The 15,266-nt window shown below is 49.8% G+C and carries 10 protein-coding genes; 6 read left to right on the top strand and 4 right to left on the bottom strand.

Features of this window, described 5'->3' with window-relative positions; translation table 11 throughout:
* Positions 1–55 precede the first annotated feature (55 nt).
* Positions 56–1,375 (top strand): mechanosensitive ion channel family protein, encoded by a 1,320-nt coding sequence (locus ACXAH4_RS13420; protein WP_474882245.1) that lies wholly within the window; start codon positions 56–58, stop codon positions 1,373–1,375.
* A gap of 18 nt (positions 1,376–1,393) precedes the next feature.
* Entirely contained in the window at positions 1,394–2,590 is a 1,197-nt protein-coding gene (locus tag ACXAH4_RS13415) for an MFS transporter (RefSeq protein ID WP_474882244.1), read from the top strand.
* 40 nt (positions 2,591–2,630) lie between these two features.
* Here the strand turns inward: ACXAH4_RS13415 and ACXAH4_RS13410 are convergent, their stop codons facing one another.
* Positions 2,631–3,686, bottom strand: coding sequence for a LacI family DNA-binding transcriptional regulator (locus ACXAH4_RS13410; protein ID WP_474843340.1), 1,056 nt, complete (start codon positions 3,684–3,686; stop codon positions 2,631–2,633).
* A gap of 694 nt (positions 3,687–4,380) precedes the next feature.
* Here ACXAH4_RS13410 and ACXAH4_RS13405 point away from each other — a divergent pair.
* The 3 genes from ACXAH4_RS13405 (at position 4,381) to ACXAH4_RS13395 (ending at position 9,895) form a co-directional block, all read left to right on the top strand.
* Positions 4,381–7,290 (top strand): TonB-dependent receptor domain-containing protein, encoded by a 2,910-nt coding sequence (locus tag ACXAH4_RS13405; protein WP_474882242.1) that lies wholly within the window; start codon positions 4,381–4,383, stop codon positions 7,288–7,290.
* Between the two features lie 101 nt (positions 7,291–7,391).
* The gene (locus ACXAH4_RS13400; protein WP_474882240.1) at positions 7,392–9,005 is read left to right on the top strand and encodes a glucoamylase family protein; all 1,614 of its coding nucleotides are present in this window, start codon (positions 7,392–7,394) and stop codon (positions 9,003–9,005) included.
* An 11-nt stretch (positions 9,006–9,016) separates the two neighbouring features.
* The gene (locus ACXAH4_RS13395) at positions 9,017–9,895 is read left to right on the top strand and encodes a carboxylesterase family protein (protein ID WP_474882238.1); all 879 of its coding nucleotides are present in this window, start codon (positions 9,017–9,019) and stop codon (positions 9,893–9,895) included.
* 66 nt (positions 9,896–9,961) lie between these two features.
* Here the strand turns inward: ACXAH4_RS13395 and ACXAH4_RS13390 are convergent, their stop codons facing one another.
* Positions 9,962–11,473: an acetyl-CoA hydrolase/transferase family protein gene (locus ACXAH4_RS13390; RefSeq protein WP_474882236.1), complete on the bottom strand. Its 1,512-nt coding sequence runs from the start codon at positions 11,471–11,473 to the stop codon at positions 9,962–9,964.
* A gap of 389 nt (positions 11,474–11,862) precedes the next feature.
* Between ACXAH4_RS13390 and ACXAH4_RS13385 the strand changes: the two genes are divergently transcribed.
* Complete coding sequence (locus ACXAH4_RS13385; RefSeq protein ID WP_474843330.1) at positions 11,863–12,516, top strand: SDR family oxidoreductase; 654 nt, start codon at positions 11,863–11,865, stop codon at positions 12,514–12,516.
* A gap of 86 nt (positions 12,517–12,602) precedes the next feature.
* Here the strand turns inward: ACXAH4_RS13385 and ACXAH4_RS13380 are convergent, their stop codons facing one another.
* The gene (locus ACXAH4_RS13380) at positions 12,603–13,529 is read right to left on the bottom strand and encodes a sugar phosphate isomerase/epimerase family protein (protein WP_474843328.1); all 927 of its coding nucleotides are present in this window, start codon (positions 13,527–13,529) and stop codon (positions 12,603–12,605) included.
* Complete coding sequence (locus tag ACXAH4_RS13375) at positions 13,526–15,253, bottom strand: GMC oxidoreductase (RefSeq protein ID WP_474843326.1); 1,728 nt, start codon at positions 15,251–15,253, stop codon at positions 13,526–13,528. The genes ACXAH4_RS13380 and ACXAH4_RS13375 overlap by 4 nt, the downstream gene beginning before the upstream one ends.
* Positions 15,254–15,266: the final 13 nt, after the last annotated feature.

Genomic DNA, 15,266 nt, shown 5'->3' with positions numbered 1-15,266 from the left:
CACCGGTAAATGACGATACAACAAGCCCGTTAAAAATCCTCAAACAGGTTTATTGATGGAAAATTTTGTTGCAGAGTTACAAAGTCAGTTTCAGCACGTACAGGAAGCGGTGGTAAGCCCCGGTTTCCTGTATCAGGTTGCTGCGTTGCTGGCGATTTATTTGGTGGGATGGCTGGTATCAAGGAAGATCCGCAGTTTGTTTGTGCTGACACGGCAGGAGCCGAAAGAAGGCGCACACTCACTGCAAATGTTTGTGTATCGCCTCGGCGGCACATTATTCCCTATTATTACTATCACGTTACTGAAACTGACTTCGGTACTGGGCAAAAAATATCAGCTGGATGCATGGCTGCTGGAAATCGCAGTGGTTATCGCAGTGCTGATCTTCATTCATTCCTGCATCCGTGAGTTCGTTTCCAATAAAGGGATAGCGGCGTTTCTGCGCTGGGTGGGGATCCCCATTGTTTTCCTTCATCTGATTGACGTGCTGCCTAAAGTTATCGGCGCGCTGCAAACGGTTTCTTTCAGCGTGGGCAACGTTGATGTTTCTGCTTACGGTATCGCCCGTGTGCTTATTTTCGGTATTTTACTGTTCTGGCTTGGCCGTGCTTCAAACTCCATGGGTAAGGATATTATCCGCAACCATAAGAAGCTGGATGTCACCACCAAAGAAGTGTTCGCCAAGCTGTTCGAAGTGGCGCTGTTCTGCGTTATCTTCCTGTTGCTGCTTAATATCATGGGAATTAACCTGACTGCGCTGGCCGTATTTGGTGGTGCTGTGGGTGTGGGTCTTGGTCTTGGTTTGCAGTCCATCGCGTCGAACTTTATCTCCGGTATTATTATCCTGCTCGACCGTTCTTTAACTGTCGGTGACTACGTTGAACTGGACGACGGCAGCAAAGGGTTTGTCCGTGAATTTAAAATGCGTTATGCGGTGCTGGAGACTTACGACGGTAAAGATATCCTGGTGCCTAACGAGAAGTTCATCAACTCGTTGCTGGTAAACTGGACACACAAAGATTCAAAACAACGTTACCGGATTGATTTCTCTGTTGCTTACAGAACGGATATCCGCTCAATGGTTGAAATCATTAAAGATGCCGTGAGTGAACATCCTCAGGTGATCAGCGGCGATGATGTGGAGATTGAATACCGGCCGGATTGTGAAATCGACAGCTTTGGTGACTCCGGCGTAAACATGTTCGTTGAGTTCTGGATGGAAGGTGTGGATGACGGTCAGAACCGCGTGGGCGGCGACTTGCTGCTGATGGTATTTGAAACCCTCCGCGAACACGATATTGAGATCCCGTTCCCGCAGCGTGAAGTGCGGGTTATCAACGAAGACGCTATTAAGCTCAGTAACACTACCCCGTAGCACTGAGTCTGAACAAGGATGTTTACCAGCAGAAACCCCGAACCGGCCGTGCCTTACTGGCGGCTGTCCGGGGTTTATTTTTTTGTCTGTGCGGTACTCGGCACAATGCTGCCTTACTGGATGCTGTTTATGGAGTCGATGGGCTACAGCGCCTGGCAGACCGGACAGCTCACCGCACTGCAGATGGTGACAACCCTCATTGCTCCCTACGTGTGGGGCGAGGTGTGTGACCGCGCATCTTCCCGCCTGCGTGTTATCCGTGCCGGAAATTTAGCGGCAGCGCTGATTTTTCTGTGTGTGTTTGCCTTTTTTGAACATTACTGGGCGCTGGTTCTGGCAGTATGTGCCAGTGCGTTCTGCTGGCAGGGACTGAATGCCCAGTTCGAAATTATCACGCTGAATCACCTGGGAAAAGATTCTCACCGTTACGGCAGAATAAGACTGTGGGGTTCCTTCGGTTTCTTAAGCGCTGTGTGGCTTACCGGACAGATCATCAATCTTTATTCTGTGGCATTGTTGCCTTACATTGTCGCCGGCTTGCTGTTCACATTATGTTTGATGACGTTGGTCAATCGCGACCAGCCTGTAAAGGAACAACCGGACGGCAATCTGGAACAGCCCGGCGGGATTTGGCAAAATCCGGTGCTGTGGTTGTTGCTGGTGGTGTTCTTTCTGGTGAACTTCAGTCATGGCAGCTATTACGGCTATTACAGTCTGTTTCTCAAGCAGGAAGGTATCAGTGCGGCCGTTACCGGCAATCTGTGGACTGTCGCTGTTGCGTCTGAATTACTGATGTTTGCCGCTATGCCCTGGGTTATGCGCCGCTTCAGTTTACGGTTCATTTTGCTGGTGAGCCTGTGTCTGACAGCCTTTCGCTGGTTGGGAACAGGGATGCAGGCAGGCAATGTTGCAGAGCTGACTTTGTTGCAGTTACTCCACGGCGTGTCTTTCAGTGCAGTTCATACGGTGGCGGTGCTGCTGTTCAAGCAATGCGTGCACACTGCCCATGAAGGCAAAGCGCAGGCATTATACTGTGCTGTATGTATCGGTGGCGGACAGGCTGCGGGCGTTGCTGCCGGCGGACAAATCTGGGCCATATCTCCGGTAGCCAGTTTCTATTTCAGTGCCGTTGTCGCGTCCGGTGCAGCGGTAATTGCACTGCTGTTTCTCACTGCAAACCGCCTTGCGCCGGCAGGTAAAGTTCAGCAGGTATAAGTTGCTTTGCACAACCGGCCAGGCGCTGACAGCAACAATTTCAGGGTTGCGGTACAGGACCGGTACTTTTTCTCACTATCAGCTTATGGGGCAGAATATTCATCAGTTCTGCCGGCCTGTTACCGTCAATTAAATCCAGCAGAATATGAGCAATCTTTTCGCCAATTTCTTCCATTGGCTGGGCAATGGTCGTAAGCGGCGGTGCGCAATATTCGCCTAAAGCAATACCGTCTACACTGATAATGGATACATCGTCGGGTATGCAATATTCCAGTTCCCTTAGAGCATGCATTGCGCCGATGGCGGCGAGATCTCCGAAGCAGAAAATGGCGGTAGGCCGGTTGCGCTGTTGCATCAGACGGTGTACGCCTTCGACCCCCGACTGACTGGAAAAATCACCGTGGTACAGCAGGCGCCCGTCAACCGGAATGCCGGCCTGCTTCATCGCATCACGAAAGCCGGTTTCTCTCAAACGGGAACTGTTAATAGAATCAGGGCCGGCAATGATCCCGATCTGACGGTGACCCAGCCGGAGTAAGTGTTCCGTGGCTTCTACGCCGATACGGTAATTGTCTACGCCTACCTTAGGGATCCCGCCAATTTCAGTAAATTCAGATGCGTTTACCAGCGGAGGAAGTTGTTCTTCCACGGGCAATGACGGGTCTATGTCGAAGGGGATACGGCTGGAATTCGTGATGATGCCGTCCACCTGACGGGTCTTCACCATACCTGCGAAGGTTTTTTCCAGTACCGGGTTGTCCTGCGTATCGTTCAGGATCACTGAATAACCCCGCCGGTGAGCAACGTTCTCGATACTGCGGATAACCGGAGAAAAATAGGGATTGGTAATATCCGGCAGCATAATGGCGATATTGCGCGACTTTCCCTGACGCAATCCGGCAGCCAGTTTGTTCGGTGTGTAACCCATTTCCGAGACGACGGCGAGCACCTTATTACGGGTGGCTTCACTTACACGCTCCGGTGTATTTAATGCCCGTGACACCGTCGCTTTGCAGACGCCGGCTTTGCTGGCGATATCACTCATTGCCAGTTCTTTATGGCCACTTTTCGACAGGGCCGGCAAACGTTTATTCATGAGCCTGATCCTCTTTGTTCTGCGAGTTGTCGGGATAAGGAAAAACCGGTTGATACTGAGCTTTTATGTACTTCAGCACGTAATATTTTTCAGTGAGTTTGGCAGTTCCGGACTGTAAAGGCAATAAAAGTGATGGAAATCGGTTTCATTGTTTGTTTATTTATTCTTTAAGTTAATATAAATCAATGGTTTGATTTAAATTCTCAGATTTATCCCACCATAACAAGATTCCCTGACTCTCTTAGTGCCCGCTTGTCTTCTCCTTCCAACCTGCCGGTTTGTTGAACCTCTCTATTACCTCATCCGTATTAACATTTTTGTAAAAGTCTTATTTCTATAAGTTCATGTATTTTAATGTTTAAGTAGGGTTTGTAGGTTACTTTAGTGAACCGGGTTTGTTAATTTTTTGTATTTGACTTTAGACTAAAGGCTAATGTAGATTTGGATCCCAGACGCCGGATCGTATCCTTTTCACCTGGTTTTCATTGGATCTATCCGGCGTTTTATTGGTTTGTTGATGAAATCGGTTTCCATAGAGTGGTAGTTGTGCAATCAGGGAAAGCGTATCGACAGTGACATGACCAGGCTGAGCAAAAAAGGACAGAGATCCTCCGCTCAGTGAGCGTTACCGGCAACAGGTCATAACAGATGGATCGTGGATATGAAGCCGGCCACTATTTTATGGAGAGACACAATGAAAAAGACACCACACTGGCTGAAGCGCAGCGCCCTGACTATTGCCATCGCTTCAGCGGGGATCAGCAGTTTTCCGGCACTGGCACAGATTGAAGGAGCCACTCTGCGGGGTAAAGTAGAGAGCACCACCGAATCGTTGGCCGGCAAGAAGGTCATGGCCCGTGATACAAAACGGGGATATGTCAGTGAAACCACTACCCGTGAAGACGGCTCCTATGTGTTTGTTGGTCTGAAACCCGGTACTTATCAGGTTATCGTGGACGGTGATGTTGAAGAAATCACTCTTCGCGTAGGGCAGACAGCGCGACTGAATTTTGATGTGGCAGCCAGCGGAGATGACAATATGGAAGTCATCACGGTGTCCGGTACCCGCATTGAGGCATTCTCCGGAGGAGAAATCGGCACCAATATCACCCCTGAAATGATGATGCGCCTGCCACAGAATAACCGTAACTTTCTGGCCTTTGCCGATCTTGCCCCTGGCGTGCAGGTAAATACCTCCTCCGACGGCAGCGTGAGTCTGCGCGGCGGGGCTCAGCATCAGCGCAGTGTTAACGTGTTTCTTGATGGTGTGAGCCAGAAAGATTATGTCCTTAAAGGCGGTGTCACCGGTCAGGACTCCAGCCGGGGAAATCCGTTCCCGCAAAGTGCCATTGGCGAATACAAGGTGATTACGCAAAACTACAAAGCCGAGTATGACCAGGTCGGCAGTACAGCCATTACCGCCGTCACCCGTTCGGGCACCAACGAATTTGAAGGTGATTTCTTTGTCGACTACACCGATGAAGGACTCCGTGAGGCTGAACCAAACGAAACGCAGGGGAAAACCCGCTCACTCATCCGTCACGCCGGTGCAACCTTTGCCGGCCCCATTATCAGAGATCAGTTGCACTTTTTAGCATCTTACGAGAAGAAAACCATTGCCCAGCCTCAGGATGTGATCGGTGGAGAAGGGGTTAACTTTGTCACTTTGCCTGATGAATACGCATCTCAGATCGGCCGTTTTGCTTCTGATTTTGAGGAAGATCTGTTTTTCGGCAAAATTGACTGGATGATCAATGCTGACCAGGCGCTGGAATTGTCCGTGAAATTACGGGATGAAAGTGATGTATCCGGATTTGGCGGCGCCAATGCCTATGAATACGGTGTTGACCGCGAGGTAAAGGACCACCGTTATCACATGAAATATACCAACACAGCAGATGCCTGGCAGAACGAATTCCGGCTGACTTATGAAGATGCTGCCTGGAACCCCCGTGCTTTCACTGATGAACCCGGCATGCGTTTAGTGACCGCAGCGCAGCAGTCGATCATCAACGTCGGCGGCGGGCAGGACTATCAGGAAAAAGGTCAGAAAGGGTGGGGGATCCAAAACGATTTCACCTGGCTTGATCTGGACTGGCACGGTTATCACGTGATTAAAGCCGGCTTTAAATACAAAGACATCGAATTACGCACCATACAGCAACAGCCAATTAATCCGCAGTATTACTACAACGTTGAATTCAATAGTCAGGGCAGCTTCGACATCGTGCAGCCCTATCGCGTGCAGTGGGGGATCCCGGCAGACGATTCCGTGGGCGGTGCTGTAGAAGCGAAAAACCGTCAGTTCGGTATTTATATTCAGGATGACTGGGAAGTTACTGACAGGTTAACGCTGAACATCGGGATCCGCTGGGATTACGAAGAAACCCCAAGCTACAAAGACTATCAGACGCCGGATGAATTAGTCGATGCCTTACGGGGGTGGGAGAACATTCAGAACGCCAATTTTGATATTGAAAATTACATCAGTACCGGCAGCGAGAGAGAATACTTCACCGGTGCATGGCAGCCCCGTCTCGGTGTCAGTTATGTGATGGACGAAGACCGTAACCATATGCTGTTCGGTGGCTATGGCCGTTCCTATGATCGTAATCAGTTCGATTTTATGCAGCTGGAACAAAGCTCCGGTTCGTTTGCTACGGCGGAATACTTCTTTCAGGGTGACAGTGCTAATCAGTGTGATGCTTCATCGTCAAATTGTGTGGCATGGGACCCGGTTTATCTCACGCAGGCTGGGCTGGATTCTTTAATCAGCAGCACAGAGGTGAGGGGCAGCCGTCATCTGTTGCCTAACGATTTAAAGATGCCGTACTCCGATCAAATGAGTTTGGGTGTACGCAGTGTGTTCGGTGACTGGAACTCAGAAATCAGTATTGCCAGAACGGTGAGTAAAAATGGCTTTAACTGGCTGCTGGGCAACCGCTTGCCAGACGGCGAATTTTTTCAACCCGGCACCAACTGGGGCTCACCCTGGGGATACGGTATTCCGGGCTGGGGCAGTCTGATCATCGGAACTAACGACGGTGAAACCCGCGCGAATAACCTCTACTTTAAACTGAACCGTTCTCATAAAGACGGCTGGGGCGTGAACATCGCTTACACCTTCACTGATGCGGAAGAAAACCGTGTTTACAGTGAAGTCTATGCGTTTGACTATGAGTCAGTCAGCGATTACGGCTGGAACAAGTCTGTAGGCGTGCCTGATCACCGGGTTGTGCTTACCGGTTCTTACGACTTACCCTGGAATGTGGCGCTCACTGCCAAATACACCTGGTCTTCTGAAACTATTTATCAATACACCCTGTGTGATGAAAATGACCAGTGTGCTTTCCGCCGGGCAGAGCCACCGGCCAGTGACTATTCACGCTTTGATCTGGCACTGAGTAAAGACTTCCCGACAGATTATATCAGTGAGAACTCCGTCGCCTGGATTCGTTTTGATGTTCAGAACCTGTTTAACGAAAATAACTACAACACGTTCTATCTGAATCCTGATGAAAGTAACTTCCAGCAGCCGAATATGACTGCGGCAACTAACGGCGGAAAACGTCAGTTGAAGCTGTCAGCAGGCTGGCGCTTCTGATGTAACAACGCAAACATCAGATATTTTAATTCAAAACGGGGCAGCATGACTGCCCCGACTTTATCAATAAAAAACATGACCTTAATCAGAGGCCAGACAGCATGAACAGTAAACGCTTTTCCGGCGCAATTTTCGCCATTATCACTTTATTTAATCTGCCCGTATTCGCTGCCGGATGGCAGATAACCGGTTACGACAGTCACGTAGAACTGAACTGGGAATCATTGCATGAAGAAGGTACCCGCTATCGTGTTCAGGTAACGCAGGACGGAAAGAACTGGCACACGCGACTGGAAACGAACAGTGCATTTGCCATGGATTTTGTCCGTGATCTGGGCACTAATCTGACCTTGCAATACCGGCTTATGGAAGTAAACGGCGATACAGAAACAGAACTGGCGTCAGGAGAAGCCAAAACCCGCGATTTTACCGATGATGAGCTGCTGGATATGGTGCAGCGTTATACTTTCCGCTATTTCTGGGACCATGCTGAACCTTCCAGTGGCATGGCGCGGGAACGCATCCCCTTCATGGACCAGGATGGTGACATCGTGACAACCGGTGGTACAGGGTTTGGTATTGCTGCCATCATCACTGCTGCGGAACGGGGTTGGGTAACCCGCAAGGCGGCTGTGGCGAGACTGAACAAAATGACAGACCACCTGGAACAGTTCGAGCGTTTCAAGGGCATGTGGGCACACTGGTATACCGCAGATGATTTGAATGCTTTTAACTTCAGTAAATACGATGATGGCGGCGATATTGTTGAATCCGCATTTATGATGCAGGGTCTGCTGACTGCCCGTCAGTATTTCAACGGCGATGATAAAGAAGAGCAGCGTTTACGTAATCGCATTACTGCATTGTGGGAAGACATGGACTGGGAATGGTATACACAGGGCAAAGATATTCTGTACTGGCACTGGTCGAAAAATTACGGCTGGAAAATGAATCACCCTATCAAAGGCTACAATGAGGCGCTGATTGTCTACATTCTTGCTGCGTCATCCCCGACTAATGCTATTTCCGCTGAACCTTACCACGAAGGCTGGGGGGGCTGGGAAGTCAAAGAATTCAGAAACTACTCAACCTATTATGGTATGACATTACCGCTGGGTAATAAAGTGAACATGGGGGGCCCTCTGTTCTTTGCTCATTACAGCTTCATGGGGCTGGATCCGAGAGGCTTGCGTGATCGCTACACGAATTACTGGGAGCAAAACAAACGCCATACACTGATAAACCGTGCGTACTGTATTGATAATCCCTTTGGCTGGCAGGGCTATGGTGAAGATCTCTGGGGGCTGACAGCCGGTGATATGGTGCCGGTGGGTTATACGGCACATGCACCGGGCGCTGAACGGGATCACGGCACTATTTCGCCAACGGCCGCCTTATCCTCTATGCCGTATACACCGGCTGAGTCGATGAAAGTACTGAAAAACCTTTACCGTAACCATGGCCGCCACATGTTTGGCCGGATGGGCTTTTTCGACGGCATTAATTTAAGTGTGTCAGACAATCCGGAAACCCAGGTAAGAAATACCTATCTGGCCATCGATCAGGGGCCTATTGTAGGTATGATAGAAAACTACCGGACAGCTCTGTTGTGGAACACTTTTATGAAGGATAAAGATGTTCAGCGGGGACTGAAAAAGCTGGGCTTTACTATCGACCATAAAGTACAGTCGAACATTCAGTCCATTGGACACTAACAGGGAAAAAGATGATGGGAAGATTGGCTAAGTTTTCAATCAGTGCTGTGGCATTGAGTGTTCTGCTGGTAGGGTGTACCACTCACAATACGCCTGTTGTTCAGGCGCCAAAAAAACCTGCGGCAGAGAATGTGAGTGCACAGGAGTCCGCCGCCGGGGAAGTCTGGCGACAGTATTATGAAGCCAATGTTTTTGACAGCGGAAGCACAAAAACACCTTATCAGGTGATGTTGCCGGAACAATTTGATCCGCAAAAAAACTATCCGGTGGTGCTTTTTCTGCATGGTGCCGGAGAGCGTGGCAACGACAATCAGGCGCAGTTGAACAACGGCGGTAAATTGTTTGCAGAGCACCGCAGCGACTTTCCCGCCATCGTTATTTTCCCTCAGGCGCCTGCAGAAGATTACTGGGCCGCTGCCATCGCTGACCGCAGTCAGTTACCCTTTAGTTTTGACTATCCGTATACCGGCGAAAATGACGTGCCGGCCACCGACGCGCTTAAAGGCGTCATGGCGATAACTGACTGGTTGTCAGAGCAGCCTTTCGTGGATACATCCCGCATGTATTTGATGGGATTGTCTATGGGGGGCATGGGCAGCTATGAGCTGTTAGCCAGAAAGCCTGACACCTTCGCTGCCGCAGTGATAATTTGTGGCGGTGCAAATGCTGAACTTGCCGGTAATATCCGTTCTGATCTTCCCGTCTGGGCATTCCATGGCGATGTGGATCAGGTGGTGATCCCCGAATATAACATTCGCATGGTGGAAGGGCTGAAGGCACAGGGCAATCCGGTCAAATTCACCACCTACCCGGGCGTGAATCATAACAGCTGGGATCCGGCTCTGGCAGAACCCGGACTACTGCCATGGTTGTTTTCACAGAAGAAATAAAATGCCGGTGTGTCCGGCTCAACATCCGCCGGTGATCAGGTCAATCACCGGCTTTCTCAGGTATACTTACATTTTACCAAACTGTTCGTAGTTCTCATGCCAGCTCAGGGCTTCGCCGAGAATGTGAGGGGTATGCATACCGCGGGCGCTGGCACAGGCTCTTTCGAAATAGTCGTGCAGTCTGTCGCGGTAGTCCGGATGGGCACATTTATCGATGATGACTTTTGCCCGCTGACGGGGTGACAGGCCCCGTAAATCAGCCAGACCCTGCTCGGTAACAATGACTTTTACATCGTGTTCGGTGTGATCCACATGAGACACCATAGGCACGATAGAGGATATTGCGCCGTTTTTAGCGGTGGACGGGGTGACAAAAATAGACAGGTATCCGTTACGGGCGAAGTCGCCTGAGCCACCAATACCATTCATCATTCTGGTGCCCATCACATGAGTGGAATTCACATTCCCGTAGATATCTGCTTCCAGTAAGCCGTTCATGGCAATGACGCCCAGACGGCGGGCGATCTCAGGGTGATTACTGATATCCTGCTGGCGGAGAATGATTTTCTCGCGGTAAAAATCCATGTTTTTATTCAGCTCGTCCAGCGCTGTGGGGCTGAGTGAAAATGCTGTGGCCGAGGCTACTGATAACGTACCGGACTTGAGCATTTTTAGCATGCCGTCCTGAATCACTTCCGTGTACGCTGTCAGGTTTTTATAGCCGCCGGTATCCAGGCCTTCCAGTACGGCATTGGGAATGTTGCCCACGCCTGATTGCAATGGCAGCAGTTCTTTGGGTAAGCGGCCTTTCTGAATTTCAAAGCGGAAAAAATCGAGAATATGGTCAGCAATCTGTCTTGAGCAGGCGTCCGGCGGCGTAAATGGACTGTTCCTGTCAGGGGCAGAGGTTTCTACGATGGCAAGGATCTTCTCCGGGGGAATAGTAAAATACGCATCGCCGATACGGTCATCGGCTTTGGTTAACATGATGGGCTTGCGGTTTGGCGGTAAGGCGGTGCCGTAATAAATATCATGCATGCCTTCCAGTTTCAGACTTTGTCCGCTGTTCACTTCCAGAATGATCTTGTCAGCCTGTTCAATCCAGGTTTTGTTGTTACCAATTGAAGATGAAGGCACTAACCGGCCATCCTCATGAATAGCCGTCACTTCAATAACAGCAATGTCCAGTTTGCCCAGAAAGCCTGACCAGGCGTATTGGGAAACTTCAGACAGGTGAATATCGATGTAATGCATCTGACCATTATTGATTTGCTTGCGGCAAACAGGGTCGGACTGGAAGGGCAAGCGCATGTTAATACCATCCACGGCTGCCAGCGCACCATCAAGCTCAGGCGCTGTTGAGGCACCGGTCCACAAATTGATTTGGAAATGATTGCCTGCCTGACGTTGTGTTTCTGCACGTTTAGCCAGGGCACCCGGCAGGGCTTTTGGGTAACCGGCGCCGGTAAAACCGCTCATACCTACTGTGTCACCGTCATTGATGAATGCAGCAGCCTGTTCAGCACTCATCACTTTATTTTTTAATTGCGGACACAAAATTCTGGATTCAGAAAACATGATCACTCCGGTAAATCGCTTTTCATAAAAGATTCCAATGCGATAGTAAAAAGAAGAGGGGAAGCAGCAATTGAACAAGAAAGCCCGCTGCTAAAAAATACAGCAATGACTTTACATCGAATTAACGGGAACGGAATAAGACGTCAGTTGTATACGGGCAATTTTACCAACAAAAACCGGTTTCAGGCCTTTGTTGGTAAGAGTTTGTGAAGCATAGCTGGAAGACAATTTCAGCTCATGTTTAATAAAGGGCTACGTTTCATCGCACCGGTTGATCTTGCCTCACTCCGCTGAGTACCAATCTTGTACTTATGATTTTTTTGCCCTTCTTCCAAACGGGCAAGCCTGAGCGACATACGCCGGGCGATAATCTGAAAGAGGAGTAAATCATGGCAAACGTATTTATTGTTGGTGCAGCAGGTAAAGTGGGTTCACGTTTAGTGAAGCGGTTAAGTGACACCGACCATCAGGTCACGGCCATGCACCGGAAGCCGGAACAAAGCGACAGCCTGACCGGGCTGGGAGGGAAACCCTGTCTTCTTAGCATTACAGATGCCAGCGTCGACAGCTTAGCTACAGCAATGAAAGGCGCTGATACCGTGGTGTTCTCCGCCGGTGCCGGTGGTGCCAGTGTGGAGTTAACGAATGCCGTAGACGGTGAGGGACTGGAAAAGTCGGTAGATGCCGCGCAGGCTGCCGGTGTGAAGCGTTTCATTCTTGTGTCGGTATTCCCGGATGCCGGCCGGGGCAAACATATATCAGAAACCTTTGAAAACTACATGCGGGTGAAGCGTCTGGCGGATGTTTACTTAGCGCAAAGTAAGCTGGACTGGGTCATCCTCCGGCCGGGCACGCTTACGCTGGAAGAGGGAACCGGAAAGGTAAATGCCGGACTCGCCATTAAATATGGTGATATTTCAAGAGATGATGTGGCTGAAACGTTGCTGGCTATTATCGAAAACGAGGGGATCAGCCGTAAAATTATCGAGCTGACTGAAGGTGAAACTCCGGTCAGGGAAGCCATCGCGTTGGTTCCGGACTGATTACGGATACTAAGTAGTAAATTATGCTGGCACTCTGCACCTGTGCAGCAATGCACAGGTGCAGAGAATACAGCATCAGCGTTTAATTACTCTGCAATGATGGCGTCGAAGCCGGCTTTAGAGGCGGCTACAGCGTCCATAGGAGAAAGTCCGTCAGGATAGACTTCCTGTTCAATGACAATCCATTCAGCACCACCATCTAACACTGTTGCACGGTAAATCGCAGACCAGCTTATGTCGTCTTTGCCGATAATGGGCAGCAAGTCACTGTCTTCCAGTACATCGGATTTAAAGTGAGTGGTTAATGTTCTGCCGGGATAGCGACGAACGAAAGCAATGGGATCTTTGTCAGCGTGTACTGTCCAGCCCACATCCTGCTGCAAAATGACTGACTCAGGCGTATGACTGGCTATATAGTCGAAATAGCTGGTATCGCCGTAATCAGCCCATTCCTGAGCATGGTTATGAAAACCAACCTTCATGCCATAAGGTGCCAGCGCTTCAGATAAATCAGTAAGTTCCGCAGCGAATGCTTTAACATCATCACCGTTAAATGCGCGGTCATCCCAGGGAATGATCAGAGCATCAATACCCAGCGCCTGATAAAACTCAACGGTGTCTTCCAGGTTATCCGTTAACTGCGGAGTTTGTACGTGTGCACCACTGGCCGTTAAACCAATGGAAGACAGATACGCTTTTAAGCCGGCAGGATCTTCTGCGTAGGGGCCGAAGTCGCCTGCGAATTCAACACCGTCAAAACCAAGAGCTGCAAGCTTTTCCAGCGTGCCTTTAAAGTCGTCTTTTAATGCGTCTTTTACCGACCACAGTTGCACGCTGATTTGCGGAGCAACAAAAGCTTGTTCTGTCTCCGGGGCTGCTACCTGTGCAGCCGGTTCAGATGCAGTTTGCGTGTTCTGAGCGGGTTGTTCACTGCAACCACCCAGCAATGCTGTTGCGCCAAGGCCAATAGCCAGAGCGACAGGAGAGAGTCGCTTCATTGTTTTAGTCATCATAGTCGTCCTGATTTGAATTCTTTTACTGCGTAATCAACTGCTCTGGCAGTAATTGCCATAAAGGTTAACGAGGGATTTCCCACGCCAGTAGAACAGAAACTGGCACCGTCTGTCACAAATAAATTCGGTACGTCATGAGCCTGGTTATAGCCGTTTAAAATAGAATCTTTCGGGTCCCGGCCCATTCTGGCTGTTCCCACTTCGTGAATAGCCAGGCCCGGCGCCTGACCCAGAATACGCTGTTCAATATTATTGAAGCCGGCTTTTTCCATCATCGAAGAGGCCACTTCCAGCGCACTTTGCATCATGGCATTTTCGTTATCTGACCACTTGCAGTTAATATTTAACTGGGGAATACCCCATTTGTCTTTTTTGGAACTGTGCAGCGCCACCTGATTATCGTGACGGGGAAGCATTTCTCCCTGAGCCTGCAGGCCAATTCCCCAGCCGCCAGGATTGTGTAACAGTGATTTAAAGGACTTCCCAAAGCCATCCATACTGCCCATCGATTGCCAGTCAGCCCGTGATGCACTGCCAGCTAACGCATAACCCCGTTTGAAGTCTTTGTGGTAGCGCCGGGGTTCATAATGGAAGTTAGGAATATACAGCGATGCCGGTCTTCGGCCGGAATAATATTCTTCCTCATAGCCGTCAATGCTGGCGGTCACCAGTGCATTGTAATTGTGGTCCATCAGATAATGGCCAAGTACGCCGGAGCTGTTAGCAATACCGTTGGGGAATTGTTTAGATGTGCTGTTCAGCATGATCTGAGTGGTCCCCAGAGTAGAAGCACATAAGAACACCACTTTGGCGTAATATTCCCGCTGTTTCAGGGTATCGTTGTCGATAACACGTACACCCTTCACGCGATTAGTTTTCTCATCATAGATGAGGCTTTCCACCACGCTGTTTGGCGCAATGTACAGATTACCTGTTCTGGCTGCAGCGGGCAGGGTAGCGCTTTGTGTTGAGAAGTAAGCACCCAGCGAGCAGCCTTTCTGACATTCGTTTCTGGCCATGCACTGTGCACGGCCCATCTCCAGATGGATTTTCTTCGGCTTGGTTAAATGGGCGCAACGGCTGATGATGACAGGTTTATCCGGCTCCGCTTCCGCCATTTTTGCGGTGAAATCCAGCTCGGGTTTTGTCATTTCAAACGGCGGTAAAAATACGCTGTCCGGCAATTGTGGCAGGTTGGCCGCAGCCCCGCTGATCCCCACGAACCTTTCTACATACTCATACCAGGGCGCTAAATCCTTGTAGCGGATGGGCCAGTCATTGCCGTGGCCATCTTTCTTATTTGCTTCAAAGTCGAAGGCACTCATACGGTATGACTGACGGTGCCAGAGTAACGATTTACCCCCCAGCTGATTCGCTCTGATCCAGCTGAAATCCGTCCCTTCCTCTGTACTGTAAGGATAATCTTTATCGTTACCAAAGAAGTGTTTTGTCCCGTCATGGAAGGCGTAACACTGCTTTTGAATTTTGTATTGCTCATCAGTAAGTTCTTTTGCCACCTTGGTACGGTTGGCATATTCCCAGGGCGGTACGGCTTCTGAGATATAGTCTTTGCGGTGTTCAACAACACGGCCACGCTCTATCATAAGCGTTTTCATGCCTTTTTCGGTCAGCTCTTTCGCCGCCCAGCCTCCGGTCACGCCTGAACCAATTACGATGGCATCATAAACTTCTGAAGATTCATCTATATACATTTCTTTGTTCATTTCGGTACTTCCG

The sequence above is a fragment of the Alteromonas sp. ABV2_168 genome (genome assembly GCF_056161165.1).
Note: the sequence above shows the minus strand (reverse complement) of the source record. Positions and strands in the feature narration are given on the sequence as shown.

What these genes read in the sequence shown, in the direction of transcription:
- ACXAH4_RS13420 (WP_474882245.1), top strand. Translation starts at nt 56, where the DNA reads ATGGAAAATTTTGTTGCAGAGTTACAAAGTCAGTTTCAGCACGTACAG.
- ACXAH4_RS13415 (WP_474882244.1), top strand. Translation starts at nt 1,394, where the DNA reads ATGTTTACCAGCAGAAACCCCGAACCGGCCGTGCCTTACTGGCGGCTG.
- ACXAH4_RS13410 (WP_474843340.1), bottom strand. Translation starts at nt 3,686, where the DNA reads ATGAATAAACGTTTGCCGGCCCTGTCGAAAAGTGGCCATAAAGAACTG.
- ACXAH4_RS13405 (WP_474882242.1), top strand. Translation starts at nt 4,381, where the DNA reads ATGAAAAAGACACCACACTGGCTGAAGCGCAGCGCCCTGACTATTGCC.
- ACXAH4_RS13400 (WP_474882240.1), top strand. Translation starts at nt 7,392, where the DNA reads ATGAACAGTAAACGCTTTTCCGGCGCAATTTTCGCCATTATCACTTTA.
- ACXAH4_RS13395 (WP_474882238.1), top strand. Translation starts at nt 9,017, where the DNA reads ATGATGGGAAGATTGGCTAAGTTTTCAATCAGTGCTGTGGCATTGAGT.
- ACXAH4_RS13390 (WP_474882236.1), bottom strand. Translation starts at nt 11,473, where the DNA reads ATGTTTTCTGAATCCAGAATTTTGTGTCCGCAATTAAAAAATAAAGTG.
- ACXAH4_RS13385 (WP_474843330.1), top strand. Translation starts at nt 11,863, where the DNA reads ATGGCAAACGTATTTATTGTTGGTGCAGCAGGTAAAGTGGGTTCACGT.
- ACXAH4_RS13380 (WP_474843328.1), bottom strand. Translation starts at nt 13,529, where the DNA reads ATGATGACTAAAACAATGAAGCGACTCTCTCCTGTCGCTCTGGCTATT.
- ACXAH4_RS13375 (WP_474843326.1), bottom strand. Translation starts at nt 15,253, where the DNA reads ATGAACAAAGAAATGTATATAGATGAATCTTCAGAAGTTTATGATGCC.